Origin of the sequence: Enterocloster lavalensis (assembly GCF_046603895.1) — a bacterium.
Classification (GTDB): Bacteria; Bacillota; Clostridia; order Lachnospirales; family Lachnospiraceae; genus Enterocloster; species Enterocloster lavalensis.
In genome coordinates, this window is the sequence record NZ_CP176637.1 from 4,869,216 (window position 1) to 4,885,362 (window position 16,147).

Here is a 16,147-nt window from a genome sequence, read left to right on the forward strand (position 1 = left end):
ACGCCTTCTCTAATCTTTATATGCCGGTGTTGCGCTGCCGTGGGGTTCCATAGTCCCGGGAGAAACTTAATCCAGGGTATCCGCGATCTCGTACAGCAGACGCTCGCTGTCCTCCCAGCCCAGGCAGGGGTCGGTGATGGACTTGCCGTAGCAGTGCTCGCCGATCTTCTGGCTGCCGGGCTCGATGTAGCTCTCGATCATCAGGCCCTTCACCATCTGCTTGATATCCGCGGAGTGGCGGCGGCTGTGCAGCACTTCCTTGGCGATGCGGATCTGCTCCTGGTAATGCTTGTTGGAGTTGCTGTGGTTGGTGTCCACGATGCAGGCCGGATTCTTTAAGTTGCGCTTGCCGTACAGGTCGTACAGAAGCCGCAGGTCCTCATAGTGGTAGTTGGGGATGCTCTGGCCGTGTTTGTTCACCGCGCCGCGCAGGATGGTGTGGGTCAGGGGATTGCCCGGGCACTGCACCTCCCAGCCGCGGAAAATGAAGTCGTGGGGCAGCTGGGCCGCCACAACGGAGTTGAGCATCACGGTCAGGTCGCCGCTGGTGGGGTTCTTCATGCCAACCGGCACGTCGCAGCCGCTGGCCACCAGGCGGTGGAACTGGTTTTCCACGGAGCGGGCGCCCACGGCCACGTAGGACATCAGGTCCGAGAGGTAGCGCATGTTTTCCGGGTAGAGCATCTCATCCGCGGTGGAGAAGCCCGTCTCCCGCATCACCCGCATGTGCATGTGGCGGATGGCCAGGATGCCCTCGAACATGTCCGGTTTCTTCTCCGGGTCCGGCTGATGGATCATACCCATGTAGCCCTCGCCGGTGGTCCGGGGTTTATTGGTGTAAACTCTGGGGATAATGATCAGACGGTCCTTTGTCTTTTCCTGAACCCTGACCAGTCTGGTCGCGTAGTCCACCACGGAGTCCTCGTTGTCTGCGGAACAGGGGCCGATGAGCACGATAAACTTATCGCTTTCCCCTGTCAATACGTTTTTGATTTCCTCATCCCTCTGAAGCTTGGCTTCCGCCAGGTTCGGCGCCAGGGGAAACTGCTCGCGGATCATATCCGGCGTGGGCAGCTCATTGACAAATGTGAATCCCATCTGTCTTGTACCTCCATTCCTGTCTCTTATATCGTACGAATTTGATTGTATGGAATGGGCCGCGGGCGCAGCCTGCGGTCCATTCCAACGGTTTATTATAGTATAGATCCCCGGATTCGGCAAGAGTTCCCGGGAAAATGTTGACAGAAATAAGTTTTCACAGTATAAATAGAGACATGGAAAAGGTAGGAAACGAATTATGAAAACACGACAAATCCCTGCCGTGGGCAAAACTTCGGATCAGAAGCGCTCCAGGGAGTTTATGGGCTCGGTGATGACCATCGTGGGCGGAGCGTGCTGGGGACTCTCCGGCTGCTGCGGCCAGTTTCTCTTCGAGCACCGGGGCGTTGAGGCCCCCTGGCTGGTGGCGCTGAGGCTGCTTTTTGCCGGTCTCATGCTGATCATCAACGGCTTTATTTTAAATCGGAAAAATAATCTTCGGATTTTTAAACACAAACGGGACGTGCGCCATCTGCTGGTGTTTGCCCTTTGCGGAATCACCTTCTGCCAGCTCAGCTATTTTATGGCGGTGCAGACCTCCAACGCCGGCACGGCAACAGTGCTCCAGTACCTGTCGCCGGTGCTGATCCTGTTTCTGGTATGTTTTAAAGGAAGGCGCAGGCCCGCGGGCCTGGAGCTTCTGGCCATCGCCCTGTCCCTGACGGGCACCTTCCTGATCGGAACCCATGGAAATATCCACGGCCTGCAGCTGACCCCTCAGGGCCTGACGTGGGGCCTTCTGGCCGCGGTCAGCGCGGTGATCTACACGACGTTGCCCGGAACCCTGGTAAACCGCTATGACATCTACCAGGTGCTGGGCTTCGGCATGTTCATCGGAGGTCTGTTCATGTGCCTTCTGGTGCGCCCCTGGAACTACACGGTGGTCTGGGACAGCGGCACCTGGGCGGCCATGTTCGGCGTCATCGTGGTGGGAACCGCAGTGGCCTTCGGGCTGTATCTTCAGGGCGTGAGCATCATCGGTCCCTTAAAGGGCAGCCTGTACTCCGGGGTGGAGCCGGTGAGCTCCATCATCATCTCGGTGTTCTGGCTGAATACAACCTTCACGTTCCCGGATTTCCTGGGATTTGGCCTGATTATGGTCACGGTGTTGATCCTGGCGAAAACCGGCGGAAAGCAGGAGGCGGAGGGGCGTGACAGGGAAATGAACCCCTCGCCCCGGCGCCGTGAATGAAAAACGTAAGACTTAAAGGCTTGCATGAAATTAAAAATATGGTAAACTAATAACATACGGGCAGAGCCTGCCTTGCTTTGCCATGTCATTAAAAGGAGAATTGCTATGCAGATTTACGAGGAATTAGTCGCCCGCGGCCTGATCGCCCAGGTGACGAATGAAGAAGAGATTAAAAAAATGGTCAACGAAGGTAAGGCCGTATTCTATATCGGATTCGATCCCACGGCGGACAGCCTGCATGTGGGACATTTCATGGCCCTGTGCCTGATGAAGCGCCTGCAGATGGCGGGCAACCGTCCCATCGCCCTGATCGGCGGCGGCACCGGTATGATCGGAGATCCCTCCGGCCGTTCCGATATGCGCACCATGATGACCCCTGAGATCATCCAGCACAACTGCGACTGCTTCAAGAAGCAGATGAGCCGTTTCATCGATTTCTCCGAGGGCAAGGCCATGATGGTGAACAACGCCGAGTGGCTCCTGGGACTGAACTACATCGAGTTCCTCCGCGAGGTGGGCCCCCATTTCTCCGTCAACAACATGCTGAGAGCCGAGTGCTACAAGCAGCGCATGGAGAAGGGCTTAAGCTTCCTGGAGTTCAACTACATGATCATGCAGAGCTACGACTTCTACGAGCTGTTCCAGCGCTACGGCTGCAACATGCAGTTCGGCGGCGACGACCAGTGGAGCAACATGCTGGGCGGCACCGAGCTGATCCGCCGCAAGCTGGGCAAGGACGCCCACGCCATGACCATCACCCTGCTGTTAAACTCCGAGGGTAAAAAGATGGGCAAGACCCAGTCCGGCGCAGTGTGGCTTGACCCCGAAAAGACCACGCCCTTCGATTTCTACCAGTATTGGAGAAACGTGGCGGACGCCGACGTTCTCAAGTGCCTGCGCATGCTGACCTTCTTACCCATCGAGCAGATCGACGAGATGGATCACTGGGAAGGCAGCCAGTTAAACACTGCCAAGGAGATCCTGGCCTACGAGCTGACCAAGCTGGTGCACGGCGAGGAGGAGGCGGACAAAGCCCAGGAGGGCGCCAGAGCCTTATTCTCCGTCGGAGGCAGCACCGAGAACATGCCAAGCTGCGAGCTGGCGGACGAGGACTTTAAGGACGGTTCCATCGATATTCTGAGCATCCTGCACAAGTCCGGTTTATCCGCGTCCCGCTCCGAGGCCAGAAGAAATGTGGAGCAGGGCGGCGTCAGCGTGGACGGCGAGGCCGTGAAGGACGTAAAGGCCGTGTACGCCCGCAGCCAGTTTGAGGGCGAGGGTATGGTATTCAAGCGCGGCAAGAAGAAATTCGTGAAAGTGGTTGTAAAATAAATCCCGGATGGGAAAGGAGGATGTCGGATGAGACGAAACAGCTTGATAAAGCGCCTGGCAGCCTTGACGGTGACCGGGATTCTGTGTTTATCTTCCGCGTTTGGTTCATGGGCTTCGGACGGTTCCAGAGGCAGTCTGCCATTTGAGGTGATTCTGGATATCAACAACCGGAAAACGCCGATTTACGACGGATACACCCAGTATGTGGACGGCCACAGGGCTTCCGATGAGGACACCTTCCATGTGTCGAGAAATAACAACGAAGTAAAATTGGACGATGTGGTGCTGGATTACCGGATTATCACCTACGATAAAGAGGGGACCCAGGTGAGCCAGGAGTGCACGGTCTACGGTCTGCAGGAGGGCGTCAGTTACCCGGTGGTGCGCCAGGAGACCGTGGAGCGGGAGTCCCGCAAGGGAAAACTCTACGACGATCTGAACCGCTGCTACACCCTGCAGTTCACCTACGGGGACCAGTCCAAGACCTACTATTTTATAATGGTGCCTGAGGACGACATGGACCAGTACCGCAACGTGCTGCGGGGCAACTGGGAGCAGTCGGTCCGGGGTTACCGCTACAAATACCAGGACGACTACCTAAAGTCCTGGGGTCTGATCAACGGCCAGTGGTATCTGTTCAACGATGAGGGATACATGCAGAAGGGCTGGCAGCAGTACAAGGGCGCCTGGTATTTCCTGGACCGGAGTTCCGGCCAGATGCGCACCAACTGCACGGTGGACGGATATGAGATCGACGGCAGCGGCGTGAGGGTCGACTGACAATTTGATGATTGCTTTTCGGATGCTGCGCCGTCCGGCAGTTTACAGGCTGCCGGGCGGCGCAGTCTGCATCGCTACGTTTCGGTGCACGGGTAATACCGGTTCCGGAAGAAAAAGGAAAATAACAGCCGCGGCGGTGACTTTTGAGGGAAAATGTGTTATGCTTTAAGTGGAAACTCACAGAGGCAATGGCATGAATTTCTGAGAGGAGGAATGTTCATGGAGCGCAAGGCTGTGAAGATTTATACGGCGCCGGACAATCTGCAGGCGGAGATGATCCTGGAGGTACTGGGGAAAAATGGGATTCCGGGCTACAAGCGGGATCTGGGCGCTGCGGGGATTATGAACCTGTACACCGGCAATTCCACATTTGGCGAGGAGATTTTTGTGGCGGAGGAGGATGTGCCCAAAGCGGCCGAGCTGCTGGAGGGCATGGGCCTGGAAGCGGAGCGAAAGGCGCCTTCCGGGGATTAGAGCGATCTGCGGCCGGATTTCCCGGCGTCTGCAACCGAATACAAAAAAGGGAGTCCGCCCCGGGCTGATTGGTCCGGGGGTGGACTCCCTTTTAAATGCAATGGGCCGCTTGGCGCGGCCCGTGGGTGATTGTCTGAATGCAATCGTCCGCTTGGCGCGGCCCGCGAACGATTGCCGCGTCAAAAATTCAGATATCCCAGATGTTCGAACAGGATCTTGAGTCCCATCAGCACCAGGATCAGGCCGCCGGCCAGCTCCGCCCGGGATTTATAGCGGCAGCCAAAGACATTTCCCACCTTCACGCCCACTACGGAGAGGGTGAAGGTGACCACGCCGATAAAGGATACGGCCGGCAGAATGGGAACGGTGAGAAAGGCGAAGGTGACCCCCACGGCCAGAGCGTCGATGCTGGTGGCCACGGCCAGAAGCGTCATGCTGCGCACATCCAGGGACGCGTCCGGGCACTCCTCCTCCGTTTCCAGGGATTCCTTGATCATGTTGCCGCCGATCAGCGCCAGCAGGATAAAGGCGATCCAGTGATCGTACGCCGTGATGGCGTCCCGGAACCTGGTGCCCAGCAGGTAGCCGATAAAGGGCATGGCTCCCTGGAATCCGCCGAAGTACAGTCCCACCACGCCGGCGCCCTTCCAGCTCATCCGGGGCATGGCAAGCCCCTTACAGACTGCCACGGCGAAGGCGTCCATGGACAGCCCCACGGCGATGATAAACAGCTCTGTTAATGACATTCGCGTTCCCTCCGGATATTAAAGCAGGAAAATGCCGTGCTCCCTGCATACTCTGCGCATCTCCTCCGGCCAGATGCTGGCCTGCACTTCGCCCACATGGGCGCGGTCCAGCAGCAGCATGCACAGCCGGGACTGGCCGATGCCGCCGCCGATGGTGTAGGGCAGCTCGCCGTTTAACAGCATGCGGTGGTAAGGCAGGCTTCTGCGGTCCTCGCAGCCGGCCTTTTTCAACTGCTCCTCCAGCGCCTTCTCATCCACACGGATGCCCATGCTGGAAATCTCCAGCGCGCACTGCAGATGTTCGAACCAGAACAGGATGTCGCCGTTTAGCTGCCAGTCGTCGTAGTCCGGCGCCCGGCCGTCGTGGGGCTCGCCGCTTTTCAGCTTGTCGCCGATCTGCATGAGGAACACGCAGCCGTACTCCCGGCAGATCAGATTCTCGCGCTCCTTGGGCGTTTTGTCCGGATATCTGTCCTCCAGTTCCTGGGAAGTGATAAAGTGAATGTCCTTGGGCAGGTGCTTGGCTGCCTCGGGGTATTTGTACCACACCTCATGCTGCATGTGCTTGATGATCTTGAAGATCTGGCGCACCGTCTCCTTTAAGGTCTCCAGGTTCCGGTCCTCCTTGCGGATGACCTGCTCCCAGTCCCACTGGTCCACATAGCAGGAGTGCAGGTTATCCAGCTCCTCATCCCGGCGGATGGCGTTCATGTTGGTGTACAGGCCCTCGCCGGGGGCGAAGCCGTATTCCTTTAATGCCATGCGTTTCCACTTGGCCAGGGAGTGGACCACCTCCATGGTCTCGCCGGGGATTCCGGAGACGTCGAACTGCACCGGGCGCTCCGTGCCGCTTAAGTTGTCGTTCAGACCGCTGCTCTTTTCCACGAACAGGGGGGCGGAGATTCGCTCCAGGTTCATCTCCTTTCCGAGTTCCTTTTGAAATGTGTCACGTATGTATTTGATCGCTTCCTGTGTTTCCCGGACGCTTAACCGGGGATCATAGTTTTCTGGAAAAACCAGTTTCATAGATAATTCCTCCCACTGCAATATGTACTTTATGGTATCACTAATAAAGAAAAGGCGCAACAGAAAATTTGCCTGAAATACGAACTTCTTGCGTTTCATGGTCCGATCTTTTCACCCATTGGATTGCAAAAGCAAAGCGGCTGTGATACACTGATAGGCGCCGGACAGGCGATTGATATACGAATGAGGAGTATAAGCAGAATCATGAAGAACAAATCGTACGAGATGGATATGTGCAACGGCCCTCTTTTTGGGAAAATCCTGCTGTTTGCGGTTCCCCTGATGCTCTCCGGAATCCTCCAGCTTTTGTTCAACGCGGCGGACATCGTGGTGGTTGGGCGGTTTGCAGGAAGCCAGGCGCTGGCGGCGGTGGGGTCCACCTCTTCTCTGATCAACCTGTTAATCAATGTCTTTGTGGGGCTGTCGGTGGGCGCCAACGTGCTGGTGGCCCGGTACTACGGCGGCCAGAAGGACAAGGACGTCAGCGAGACGGTGCACACGGCCATCACTACCAGTATAATCAGCGGATTGTTTTTGGTGATTCTGGGAGTTGCGGCGGCCAGGCCTCTTTTGGAGCTCATGGGGACTCCGGAGGACGTGCTGGACCAGTCCGTATTATATATGAGGATTTATTTCGCAGGCATGCCCGTGCTCATGCTATACAACTTCGGCAGCGCCATCCTGCGGGCGGTGGGAGATACCAGGCGGCCCCTGTATTTCCTGTTCGCGGCCGGGGTGGTGAACGTGTGTCTGAACCTGATCTTTGTGGTGGGGCTGCACATGGGCGTGGACGGCGTGGGCTGGGCTACGGTGATCTCGGAGCACATTTCCGCATTCCTGGTGGTCAAAAGCCTGATGAAGGCCCCGGGCTCCATGCGCCTGGACTTAAAAAAGCTGAAAATCCACAAGAAGAAACTGAAACAGATCGTCAAGGTGGGCCTGCCCGCGGGCATGCAGGGCGCCATTTTCTCTATTTCCAATGTTCTGATCCAGTCCTCGGTCAACTCCTTCGGCTCCATCGCCATGGCGGGCAACACGGCCAGCTCCAATGTGGAGGGCTTTGTGTACACGGCCATGAACGCGGTGTACCAGACGAATCTGAGCTTTACCAGCCAGAATCTGGGCGGCGGCAAATATGCCCGAATCAACCGAACGCTCTACATCTGCCTGGGGGTTGTGACCGGCGTTGGCATCGCACTGGGAGCCGGGGCGGTTTTGGGCGGCAGGAGCCTGCTGCACATCTATTCCTCCGACCCTGAGGTGATCCGCTACGGCATGCTGCGCATGACCATTATCTGCAGCACCTATTTTCTCTGCGGGATCATGGACTGCATGGTGGGAAGCCTGCGGGGCATGGGGTATTCCGTGGTTCCCATGTTCGTTTCCCTGGCAGGGGCCTGCGGCTTCCGCGTGATCTGGGTGTTCACCGTGTTCGCGGCCTACCGGTCCTTAGACGTGCTGTACATATCCTACCCCGTTTCCTGGGCCATCACCGCGGCTGCCCATATGCTGACCTTCCGCAAGATACGGCGGCGTTATCCCAAGGTGGATGTATAAGCGCTGGATGGAATTCCCTGATGTTTCCTGGAGTTTCCTGGGAAAGAAAGTTTGACAATATGGTCTAAAAGGATTATGATTATTGTATTTATTACTACAGGGGCAAAAACGGCATCAGAGCTGTCTCAGGGAAGGAATTAAAGGATGTCGGAGCGTAAAAAAAATCTGTTTAACGCGGCTTTTGTGCTGATTGTGTTCGCCCTGACGATTTACAGCGTGTTTGCTGGAAAAGATCTGGGAGATATTGCGGAAACCATAACGGAGGCTGAACCGGTATATCTCTTGCTGGGGATGGGCTGCGTTGTTTTATTTATCTGGGGAGAGTCCAAGATTCTCCACTATATGTTCGGTACGCTGGGGATTCGCACCAAGCGCAGGACGTGTTTCATGTATTCCTGCGTCGGCTTTTTCTTCAGCTGTATCACCCCGTCCGCGGGCGGAGGCCAGCCGGCGCAGATCCTGTACATGCGCAAAAACATGATTCCCGTGCCGGTGGCCACCGTGGTTTTAATGATCGTCACGATCACCTACAAGCTGGTGCTGGTGGCGGTCGGTTGTTTTTTAGTGCTGTTCTGCAGGGGTACCATGGACCGCTACATGTGGGAGGTTCTGCCCGTCTTTTACCTGGGGCTGGGGCTCAACGTCGTGTGCTGCACCGCCATGCTGATTCTGGTATTCCACACCAGCCTGGCCCGCAACATCGTTATGAAGCTGCTGGACCTTCTGGGGGGATTCCGGGTGTTCCGCCGCTTGGCGGCCAAGAAGGAGCGGCTGACCCTCACCATGGACCATTACGGGGACACGGCGGCTTATCTGAAACAGCACAAGCGGGTATTGGTCAATGTGCTGCTGCTGACGTTTATGCAGCGGATCGCGCTGTTTTTTGTCACGTTTTTCGTGTACCGGTCCTTTGGGCTTCACGGCACGGCCATGTGGCGGATTGTGCTGCTTCAGGCATCCATTTCCGTGTCCGTGGATATGCTTCCGCTTCCCGGAGGCATGGGAATCAGCGAGCATCTGTTCCTGACCATATTCGACCCTATATTCTACGGAGATTTCCTGCTGCCGGGCATGGTGCTCAGCCGCGGCATCGCCTACTACGTGCAGCTGTTTTTCAGCGCAGCGGTTACGGCGGGCGCCCATTTTATGTTCAAACGGCGCGGGAGCAGGACGAAATGTACTTAAATGTATTAAAGAAGGAGTTACTTTATGATAGGTTTTTATGATTACACGGTTATCCTGACCTATGTGAGCCTCGCCTCCTCTGTGATCGGGATGACACAGGCGATACACGGGCGGTTCAAGGCCGCGGTGGTGCTGCTGGCATTTTCAGGGCTCTGCGACATGTTTGACGGCAAGATTGCCAGGACCAAAAAGAACCGGTCCGAGAACGCAAAGGCCTTTGGAATCCAGATTGATTCTCTCTGCGACGTGGTGTGCTTCGGCGCGTTTCCCGCGCTGATCTGCTATCTGCTGGGCGTGAGAGGATTTTTGGGCATGACCGTGATCGCGCTGTACTGCGTGGCTTCCGTCATAAGGCTGGCCTTCTTCAACGTGATGGAGATGAACAACGCCCTGATCACCGAGGAAGGGGAGAAGTTTTACCGGGGCCTGCCCATCACCTCCATGGCGGTGGCGCTGCCGTTGGTGTTTATGATCCAGTTCTTCGTGCCGGACCGGGTGTTTGTGGTCTGTCTCTACCTGCTGCTTCTGGTGGTAGGGCTTCTGTTTATTGTGGATTTCCGCTTCCGCAAGCCCTCCAATCTGACGCTGGCGTTTTTGGTGTCGGCGATCACGGCGGCGCTGGTTTTGATGCTCCTGTACACCCGCTATCCCATACATATCCGCCGGGCGCCCATGATCTCACAGATCTTTAAAAGTTTTAGGTGACCTAAAAAATATTGTGCATAAGTGCTGAATGATCAGCCTCCATTTGGGCAGGATTGCCCATTGTGGAGGCTGATTTTTAATGGTATGATTAAATGGCAAAAAAATTTAGTCAGTATAAATAATTTTTAGGAGTGATCGCTGTGAAAAATCCGGATATGATAAAACGATACACGATGTTTATGGCCGGCGTGATCGCCAGCGCGCTGGGAATCAGCCTGATCACAAAAGCAGGGCTCGGAACTTCTCCTGTTACGAGCCCTGCTTTTGTGCTGACCTTTTTGTTTCCCTTTTCCCTGGGAACCTTCACCATGATGGTCAACACCCTCATGTTCGGGCTGCAGGCCGTGATTCTGGGCAGGGATTTTGAGCGGGTCCAGCTGTTGCAGCTGCCTTCGGCACTGTTGTTTTCGGCCTGCATCGACGGGTGGAGCAGGCTGTTTTCCTTCTGGCCGGTGCGCTCTTATCTGAGCAGCGTGGTGGTGCTGGCGGCGGGCTGCGTATTTCTGGGGCTTGGCATCGCGCTGGAGGTGGTTCCCGATGTGTTGATTCTTCCGGGGGAGGGACTGGTGCGGGCCATTGTCCGCAGGTTCGGCCTGCATTTCGGGCATGTGAAGCGGGCCTTTGACCTGATTCTGGTGTTGGCGGCGGCGGTGCTGTCCGTGGCGGCTACCGGGAAAATTCTGGGGATCCGGGAGGGCACGGTGGCAGCCGCCCTGGTGGTGGGCCCCATATCCCATTTCTTCATCGGACGGATCCATTCCCTCGCCCGCGGGGAAAAGCTGGTGCCGGAGCAGTTAACCTGCCTCGCGGAGAATGAGGAGGAATCGGGCGCGGCAAATCTGTGAATATTCTGACAATTTACGGAGATGGGCCAAATAAATGTATAAACAATATGAGAAAATAACAACAATTACATTAAATTACATCAACTTAAAAAGAAACTAAAAATAGTATTAAAAAAGCATAAAAGCATTGACAAATCGAGAAGATTTGGCTATAATAAAGCTATCAAAAGAACAGAAGAAAAAAGAAACGAACTGCAGGAGCAGTTCACATACCAGCTACAAAAATCTAAGCAAAGGAGGTACGGACCGCCGAAGCACTTAATTTAGTTTCGTTTATATGAGAAGTTCATAAACGAAACCAGGAAAAACCAATCTACCAAGTGAAATGTCCAGCAGAGCAAGATTTAAAACAATAAAGTTAAATGTAATTGATTCAATGCAGTGCACAATGAGACAATGTTCGTAAACATTTGAGAGTTGAAACTGGAAGAACGTCACAGTTAATGAATTGGATTTAAATTAGAATACTGTTAGACGAGCATTTGCAGAAGTAACGGATGAGAAAATTTCCAAACGTTATCGACAGAGTATCAAAAATGATTGTTTTAGTATCATGACGAGAAAGTGGTATTAGGATGAACAGAGATACCGGATAGCAGAGCATGAATGAAATAAGAAAATTGATCAGAAGTGAAACGGAATGCAAGAAAAAATGGACAGAGTAGCAAACGTAGATCGGAGTCACAATTTCATATAGAGAAGCACACGACAATCTAAAGAAAAGTGAGGCTTAGTCCAATGGACGATGTAGTTTAAAGGCGAGTATCGAAATGGAAATGATCATTCGGTACTCGCCTTCTCGTTGTGCAAAAAATTAAGCGTTATGAAGTGTTACGGTTGGCGTGGGACGTCCTGCGCTGGGCGGTACGGGGCGGCTGGTGCGCTGGGCGGAACGGGGCGGCTGGTGCGGGCCAGGCCGGTCAGACGGTTTTCCAGCGCTTTTCCACGTGGTTCAGGATTTCACAGCCGTTTTCCGTGACCAGCACCAGGTCCTCCACGCGGACGCCGAATCTGCCGGGCAGGTACACGCCCGGTTCCACGGAAAAGGTCATTCCGGCTTTTACCGTGTTGGTGTTGGCGGAGCTGACGTCGCCGAACTCGTGGTCCTCCAGCCCGATGGAGTGGCCCAGGCGGTGGGTAAAGTATGGGCCGTAGCCGCCCGCCTCGATGTGCTCCCTGGCGGTGCGGTCGATGTCGCAGAAGCGCACGCCGGGGCGGATCATAGCCTCGGCCTTTTCATTGGCCTCCCGGACCAGGTCGTGGATGGCCGCATATTCCGGTTCCGGCTCCCCGCAGAAGAAGGTGCGGGTCATGTCGGAGCAGTACCGGTCCTTGCGGCAGCCCATGTCGATCACGATGCAGTCGCCCTTTTTCAACGCCGTGTTGTCCGGCTCGTGGTGGGGATCCGCGGCGTGGGCGCCGAAGGAGACGATGGTACCGAAGGACAGACCTTCGCAGCCCGCGTCCCGGTACAGCTTTGAGACGTACTCGCTGACTTCCTTTTCCGTCAGTCCTTCCCGGAGGTACGCGGCGGCGGCTTCCATGCAGGCGTCGTTGATCCGGGAGGCGGCGCGCATCTTCTCCTGCTCGTCCTCATCCTTAATGGCGCGGATACGGTCCACACAGCCGGAGGAATTGACGTAGCGCACGCCGGGATTGCGCTCCATCAGGGCCAGGAGAAAGCGGGCGGGCCAGTTCTTGTCGATTCCCATATCCGCGGACGGGTCCACCGCCTGGGCCAGGATTCCCACCGTGTCGTCGGTGTCGGTCATCCAGACCTCGGGAAGGCCGGTGCATGCAACGGTGAACAGCTTGTTTAAGATCAGCTTGTGTCCGCCGTCCGCGCGGGCGTATAAGGCAAACAGGCGCTCCCCCGGCTGTACGTCCACTCCGGTGAAGTACCAGATGGCCAGCGGATCGCTGACGATCATCTGGGTCAGACCTTCCTCCTTTAATGCCTGTGACAGCCGGTCCAGGCGCTGTCTGTGCAGCTCTTCCATAAGCAATGTCCTCCTTTATGTTTACAATGTGTATTCATTATATCCCGTGTGCGAAAAAATGCAAGTCGTAAGGCCGGGATTTCGGATGCAGATTGTTCGTTTTTTATTAAGGAAAAAGAAATACATTGGGGAAATTTGTCTGCTAAAATGGTAAGAAAAGGATGTACGTGAGGGAGGCGGAGTGCTATGATGAGAAAGCAATTATGGTGCAGCGCGGCAGTAGGCTTTCTGGCGGCGGCGCTGTTAGCGGGCTGCGGTCAAAAAACGGATGCGGAGGTGCCGTCTGAAAACAAAACGGAGAAAACAAACCCCGTCAGCGTGACCCAGGTGAAGGAGCCGGAGGCGGTTTCCGCGGAGGATTTTGAGAGACGGAGTCAGGTGAGGGAGAATAATCCGGTGAGCGGGGAATTTGTGAGCGCGGCGCAGGCATTTTCCTACGATTCAGCGGCCAGGCTCCTGGCGGAGGGAACAGAGAACCGGAACTATTCCCCGCTGTCGCTCTACTATGCCCTGGCTTTGGCGGCTCAGGGGGCGGAGGGAAAGACGGAGGAGGAGATGCTGGCGGTGCTGGGCATGAAGGATAAGGCCGAGCTGGCCGCCCAGTGCGGGAATCTTTACCGGCTGCTCTACACAGACCACGAGTATTCCCGGCTCAAGCTGGCCAATTCCCTTTGGACTCAGCAGGGGGTGGCGTTTAAGGACGGATTTCTAAAAACTGCCCAGGACGATTTTTACGCTTCGGTGTTCCCGGTGGATTTTGCCGGTCCGGAGGCGGGAATTGCCATGGGACAGTGGATTTCCCAGAACACAGGCGGCATCCTGTCGCCTCAGATGGAGACGTCGCCCAGAGATGTGCTGGTGATCATCAATACCGTCTACTTTAACGGCCAGTGGATCAATCGTTTCGAGGAGTCGTCCAACACGGAAGGGAGCTTTACCACGGCGGAAAACGAGGAGGTTAAGTGCGAATATATGCACCTGAAGAACGCTTCCCAGACGTATTACGAGGGAGACGGATATTCCGGCACGGAGCTGTGGATGAAGGACAACGGCTCGCTGATGCTGATCCTGTCGGACGAGGGTGTGGAGATCGGAGAATTGATCCGGCAGGAGGGGAAGCTGGAGGAGATGTTCAGCCGCCGGGACGGGCAGGGCGGCCTGATGGATCTCTCGCTGCCGAAATTCCGGTTTGGGGACAGCCTGGAACTGGCGGATATGCTGCGGGACATGGGTGTGAAGGAGGCGTTTGAGGAGCAGGCGGATTTCTCGGCCATGTCCGACGAGCCGGCGTTTATCTCCCGGATCAAACAGGAGACCCACATCGGGGTCAATGAGGACGGAGTGGAGGCCGCGGCTTATACGGAGATCGCAATGGCGGGAGCGGGACTCCCGGAAGGCAGGCATGTGTTGGATTTTAACCGTCCGTTTTTATTTGGGATCATCAGCGACCAGGGGATTCCGCTGTTTTTGGGCGTGTGCAATAATCCGCAATAGAGGCGCAATCGCGGTGTGAAGGAGGCGTTTTTGTGAAAAAAGGAATAAACTGGAAAACGGTCGCGATCTCTCTGGTGTGTCTGGCGCTTATGGCGCTGGTGATCTTCCGTCCATCCTTTGACGCCAGGGTTGCGGTGGAGAAGAAGGTGGGAACTGCCGAGGGCTTTACGGTCACGGAAGTGATTGGGGAGAAGGCGGTGGATCAGAACCGGCTGCTGTTTTTGTATCTCGGCGAAAAAGGGGAAATCGACTGTGCGGCTGTGAAAAAAAACTTCGGTCTCTACCGGGCGGAGGCGGTGTTCGGTTATCTTCCAGCCAGGGAATCCGGGCCGGTGGAGAGCGGCGGGAGCAGGGCCCATTTGCTGTATTGTCCGTACAGGAAAGGGGACTGGTATCTCTGCTACGGCGTGATTGCGGATCAGGACGTGGCGAAAGTATCGTTTGGGGAACAGGAGATGGAGGAACTGCAGTACGGTGGCGTTCGGATCGTCTACTGCTGGGGAAAAGGAGACCCGGACGCGGACTTTTCACTCAGGGACGCCCAGGGCCGGGAGCTTAGTCTGGTGAAAGAGTGACCGCGCAAAAGCCCGCCGGGAATGGATTTTAATAAAGGATTGAGAAAAAGGAAGGAAATGGGAAAATGATTCGTTATGCGACAATAGGGACAAATTTTGTGGTGAACTGGTTTTTGGAGGCGGCGAAGAAATGCGAAGGGCTGCACTATTGTGCAGCGTATTCCCGAAATGTGGAAAAGGCCCGGGAATATGCGGCCCAGTGGGGAGCGGACCGTTATACGGACTCTCTGACTGAGTTGGCGGAGGCGGAGGATGTGGACGCGGTCTATATCGCCAGCCCCAACAGTCTGCATTTTGAGCAGGCGGCGCTGATGCTGACCCACGGCAAGCATGTGCTGTGCGAGAAGACGGTGACCAGCAACCGGCGGGAACTGGAGCGGCTGTTGGAGATTGCGGATGAGAAGGGCCTGGTGTTCATGGAGGCGATGCGCTCCGCCTTTATCCCGGCCTTCGGCCTGATCGGAGACAACTTAAATAAGCTGGGGACCATCCGCCGCGTCAGCCTGCAGTACGCAAAATACTCCTCCCGCTACGACAAGTTCCGGGCGGGCGTGGTGGAAAATGCCTTTGATCCGAGGTTTTCCAATGGAGCGCTGATGGACATTGGCGTGTACTGCGTGCACATGCTGGTGAAGCTGTTCGGGCGGCCAGAGCGGGTGACGGCGGACGCCGTTTTCCTGGAGAACGGCGTGGACGGGGCGGGGACGATCCTGGCCTCCTACAAGGGAATGCAGGCGGAGCTGCTGTACTCCAAGATCACCACCAACCGCTGTCCCTGCCAGATTCAGGGCGAGGAGGCCACCATGGTGATCGAGGGCGACTTAACAAACCCCAGCCGTATCGTGATCTGGTACCGGAACGGTGAGGAGGAGATTCTAACGCCGGAAGGCCGCGAGGACACCATGCTGCCGGAGGTGCGGGAATGGCTGCGCCTGATGGAGGGCAGGAAAACGGCCGCGGCGCACAACCAATACTCGCTGATGGAGATGGAGGTAATGGACGAGGCGCGCAGGCAGATGGGAATCGTGTACCCGGCGGACCGGGAGGAGTTGTGGAAGCGGTATTGATGGGGTGAGTTGACGGGAGAGGCGGGCTGGGCGGCCTGGGGAGCCGGAAGGCAGGAGCACCGGGCCGCCAA

Annotated in this window: 15 protein-coding genes; 11 read left to right on the plus strand and 4 right to left on the minus strand. The window is 56.0% G+C overall.

Going from position 1 to position 16,147, the window contains the following annotated elements; all coding sequences use genetic code 11:
* Positions 1–66 precede the first annotated feature (66 nt).
* Positions 67–1,098, minus strand: a complete 1,032-nt coding sequence (locus tag ACK2JC_RS21795) for a 3-deoxy-7-phosphoheptulonate synthase (RefSeq protein ID WP_368271295.1) — start codon at positions 1,096–1,098, stop codon at positions 67–69.
* A 274-nt stretch (positions 1,099–1,372) separates the two neighbouring features.
* On the opposite strand from ACK2JC_RS21795, the gene ACK2JC_RS21800 reads away from it, so the two are divergent.
* The 4 genes from ACK2JC_RS21800 to ACK2JC_RS21815 all read left to right on the plus strand — a co-directional run bounded on the left by ACK2JC_RS21800 (position 1,373) and on the right by ACK2JC_RS21815 (position 4,876).
* A complete protein-coding gene (locus tag ACK2JC_RS21800) occupies positions 1,373–2,290 on the plus strand; it encodes a DMT family transporter (RefSeq protein WP_320936619.1) in 918 nt (305 codons plus the stop codon).
* 105 nt (positions 2,291–2,395) lie between these two features.
* Positions 2,396–3,622: a tyrosine--tRNA ligase gene (tyrS, locus tag ACK2JC_RS21805; protein WP_118754772.1), complete on the plus strand. Its 1,227-nt coding sequence runs from the start codon at positions 2,396–2,398 to the stop codon at positions 3,620–3,622.
* Between the two features lie 27 nt (positions 3,623–3,649).
* Positions 3,650–4,402 (plus strand): hypothetical protein, encoded by a 753-nt coding sequence (locus ACK2JC_RS21810; protein ID WP_092363704.1) that lies wholly within the window; start codon positions 3,650–3,652, stop codon positions 4,400–4,402.
* A 219-nt stretch (positions 4,403–4,621) separates the two neighbouring features.
* Positions 4,622–4,876, plus strand: coding sequence for a DUF2007 domain-containing protein (locus ACK2JC_RS21815; protein ID WP_092363701.1), 255 nt, complete (start codon positions 4,622–4,624; stop codon positions 4,874–4,876).
* Positions 4,877–5,055: 179 nt separating this feature from the next.
* Here ACK2JC_RS21815 and ACK2JC_RS21820 read toward each other — a convergent pair whose 3' ends face one another.
* The gene (locus ACK2JC_RS21820) at positions 5,056–5,622 is read right to left on the minus strand and encodes a manganese efflux pump MntP family protein (RefSeq protein ID WP_092363698.1); all 567 of its coding nucleotides are present in this window, start codon (positions 5,620–5,622) and stop codon (positions 5,056–5,058) included.
* A gap of 18 nt (positions 5,623–5,640) precedes the next feature.
* Entirely contained in the window at positions 5,641–6,648 is a 1,008-nt protein-coding gene (asnA, locus tag ACK2JC_RS21825) for an aspartate--ammonia ligase (protein WP_092363695.1), read from the minus strand.
* Positions 6,649–6,852: 204 nt separating this feature from the next.
* On the opposite strand from asnA, the gene ACK2JC_RS21830 reads away from it, so the two are divergent.
* The 4 genes from ACK2JC_RS21830 (at position 6,853) to ACK2JC_RS21845 (ending at position 10,940) form a co-directional block, all read left to right on the plus strand.
* Positions 6,853–8,205: an MATE family efflux transporter gene (locus tag ACK2JC_RS21830; protein ID WP_302325723.1), complete on the plus strand. Its 1,353-nt coding sequence runs from the start codon at positions 6,853–6,855 to the stop codon at positions 8,203–8,205.
* A gap of 144 nt (positions 8,206–8,349) precedes the next feature.
* Positions 8,350–9,390, plus strand: coding sequence for a lysylphosphatidylglycerol synthase transmembrane domain-containing protein (locus ACK2JC_RS21835; RefSeq protein ID WP_092363688.1), 1,041 nt, complete (start codon positions 8,350–8,352; stop codon positions 9,388–9,390).
* Positions 9,391–9,414: 24 nt separating this feature from the next.
* Positions 9,415–10,095, plus strand: a complete 681-nt coding sequence (locus ACK2JC_RS21840; RefSeq protein ID WP_092363685.1) for a CDP-alcohol phosphatidyltransferase family protein — start codon at positions 9,415–9,417, stop codon at positions 10,093–10,095.
* A gap of 140 nt (positions 10,096–10,235) precedes the next feature.
* Positions 10,236–10,940 (plus strand): YczE/YyaS/YitT family protein, encoded by a 705-nt coding sequence (locus tag ACK2JC_RS21845; protein ID WP_233460657.1) that lies wholly within the window; start codon positions 10,236–10,238, stop codon positions 10,938–10,940.
* Between the two features lie 920 nt (positions 10,941–11,860).
* Here ACK2JC_RS21845 and ACK2JC_RS21850 read toward each other — a convergent pair.
* On the minus strand, positions 11,861–12,931 hold the full coding sequence (locus ACK2JC_RS21850) for a Xaa-Pro peptidase family protein (RefSeq protein WP_320936620.1): 1,071 nt from the start codon (positions 12,929–12,931) through the stop codon (positions 11,861–11,863).
* Positions 12,932–13,126: 195 nt separating this feature from the next.
* Here ACK2JC_RS21850 and ACK2JC_RS21855 point away from each other — a divergent pair, with 195 nt between their 5' ends.
* The 3 genes from ACK2JC_RS21855 to ACK2JC_RS21865 all read left to right on the plus strand — a co-directional run bounded on the left by ACK2JC_RS21855 (position 13,127) and on the right by ACK2JC_RS21865 (position 16,076).
* Entirely contained in the window at positions 13,127–14,434 is a 1,308-nt protein-coding gene (locus ACK2JC_RS21855) for a serpin family protein (protein WP_368271292.1), read from the plus strand.
* Between the two features lie 32 nt (positions 14,435–14,466).
* Positions 14,467–15,009 (plus strand): hypothetical protein, encoded by a 543-nt coding sequence (locus ACK2JC_RS21860; protein WP_368271290.1) that lies wholly within the window; start codon positions 14,467–14,469, stop codon positions 15,007–15,009.
* Between the two features lie 65 nt (positions 15,010–15,074).
* Complete coding sequence (locus tag ACK2JC_RS21865) at positions 15,075–16,076, plus strand: Gfo/Idh/MocA family protein (protein ID WP_302325727.1); 1,002 nt, start codon at positions 15,075–15,077, stop codon at positions 16,074–16,076.
* Positions 16,077–16,147: the final 71 nt, after the last annotated feature.

What these genes read in the sequence shown, in the direction of transcription:
- ACK2JC_RS21795 (WP_368271295.1), bottom strand. Translation starts at nt 1,098, where the DNA reads ATGGGATTCACATTTGTCAATGAGCTGCCCACGCCGGATATGATCCGC.
- ACK2JC_RS21800 (WP_320936619.1), top strand. Translation starts at nt 1,373, where the DNA reads ATGACCATCGTGGGCGGAGCGTGCTGGGGACTCTCCGGCTGCTGCGGC.
- tyrS (WP_118754772.1), top strand. Translation starts at nt 2,396, where the DNA reads ATGCAGATTTACGAGGAATTAGTCGCCCGCGGCCTGATCGCCCAGGTG.
- ACK2JC_RS21810 (WP_092363704.1), top strand. Translation starts at nt 3,650, where the DNA reads ATGAGACGAAACAGCTTGATAAAGCGCCTGGCAGCCTTGACGGTGACC.
- ACK2JC_RS21815 (WP_092363701.1), top strand. Translation starts at nt 4,622, where the DNA reads ATGGAGCGCAAGGCTGTGAAGATTTATACGGCGCCGGACAATCTGCAG.
- ACK2JC_RS21820 (WP_092363698.1), bottom strand. Translation starts at nt 5,622, where the DNA reads ATGTCATTAACAGAGCTGTTTATCATCGCCGTGGGGCTGTCCATGGAC.
- asnA (WP_092363695.1), bottom strand. Translation starts at nt 6,648, where the DNA reads ATGAAACTGGTTTTTCCAGAAAACTATGATCCCCGGTTAAGCGTCCGG.
- ACK2JC_RS21830 (WP_302325723.1), top strand. Translation starts at nt 6,853, where the DNA reads ATGAAGAACAAATCGTACGAGATGGATATGTGCAACGGCCCTCTTTTT.
- ACK2JC_RS21835 (WP_092363688.1), top strand. Translation starts at nt 8,350, where the DNA reads ATGTCGGAGCGTAAAAAAAATCTGTTTAACGCGGCTTTTGTGCTGATT.
- ACK2JC_RS21840 (WP_092363685.1), top strand. Translation starts at nt 9,415, where the DNA reads ATGATAGGTTTTTATGATTACACGGTTATCCTGACCTATGTGAGCCTC.
- ACK2JC_RS21855 (WP_368271292.1), top strand. Translation starts at nt 13,127, where the DNA reads ATGATGAGAAAGCAATTATGGTGCAGCGCGGCAGTAGGCTTTCTGGCG.
- ACK2JC_RS21865 (WP_302325727.1), top strand. Translation starts at nt 15,075, where the DNA reads ATGATTCGTTATGCGACAATAGGGACAAATTTTGTGGTGAACTGGTTT.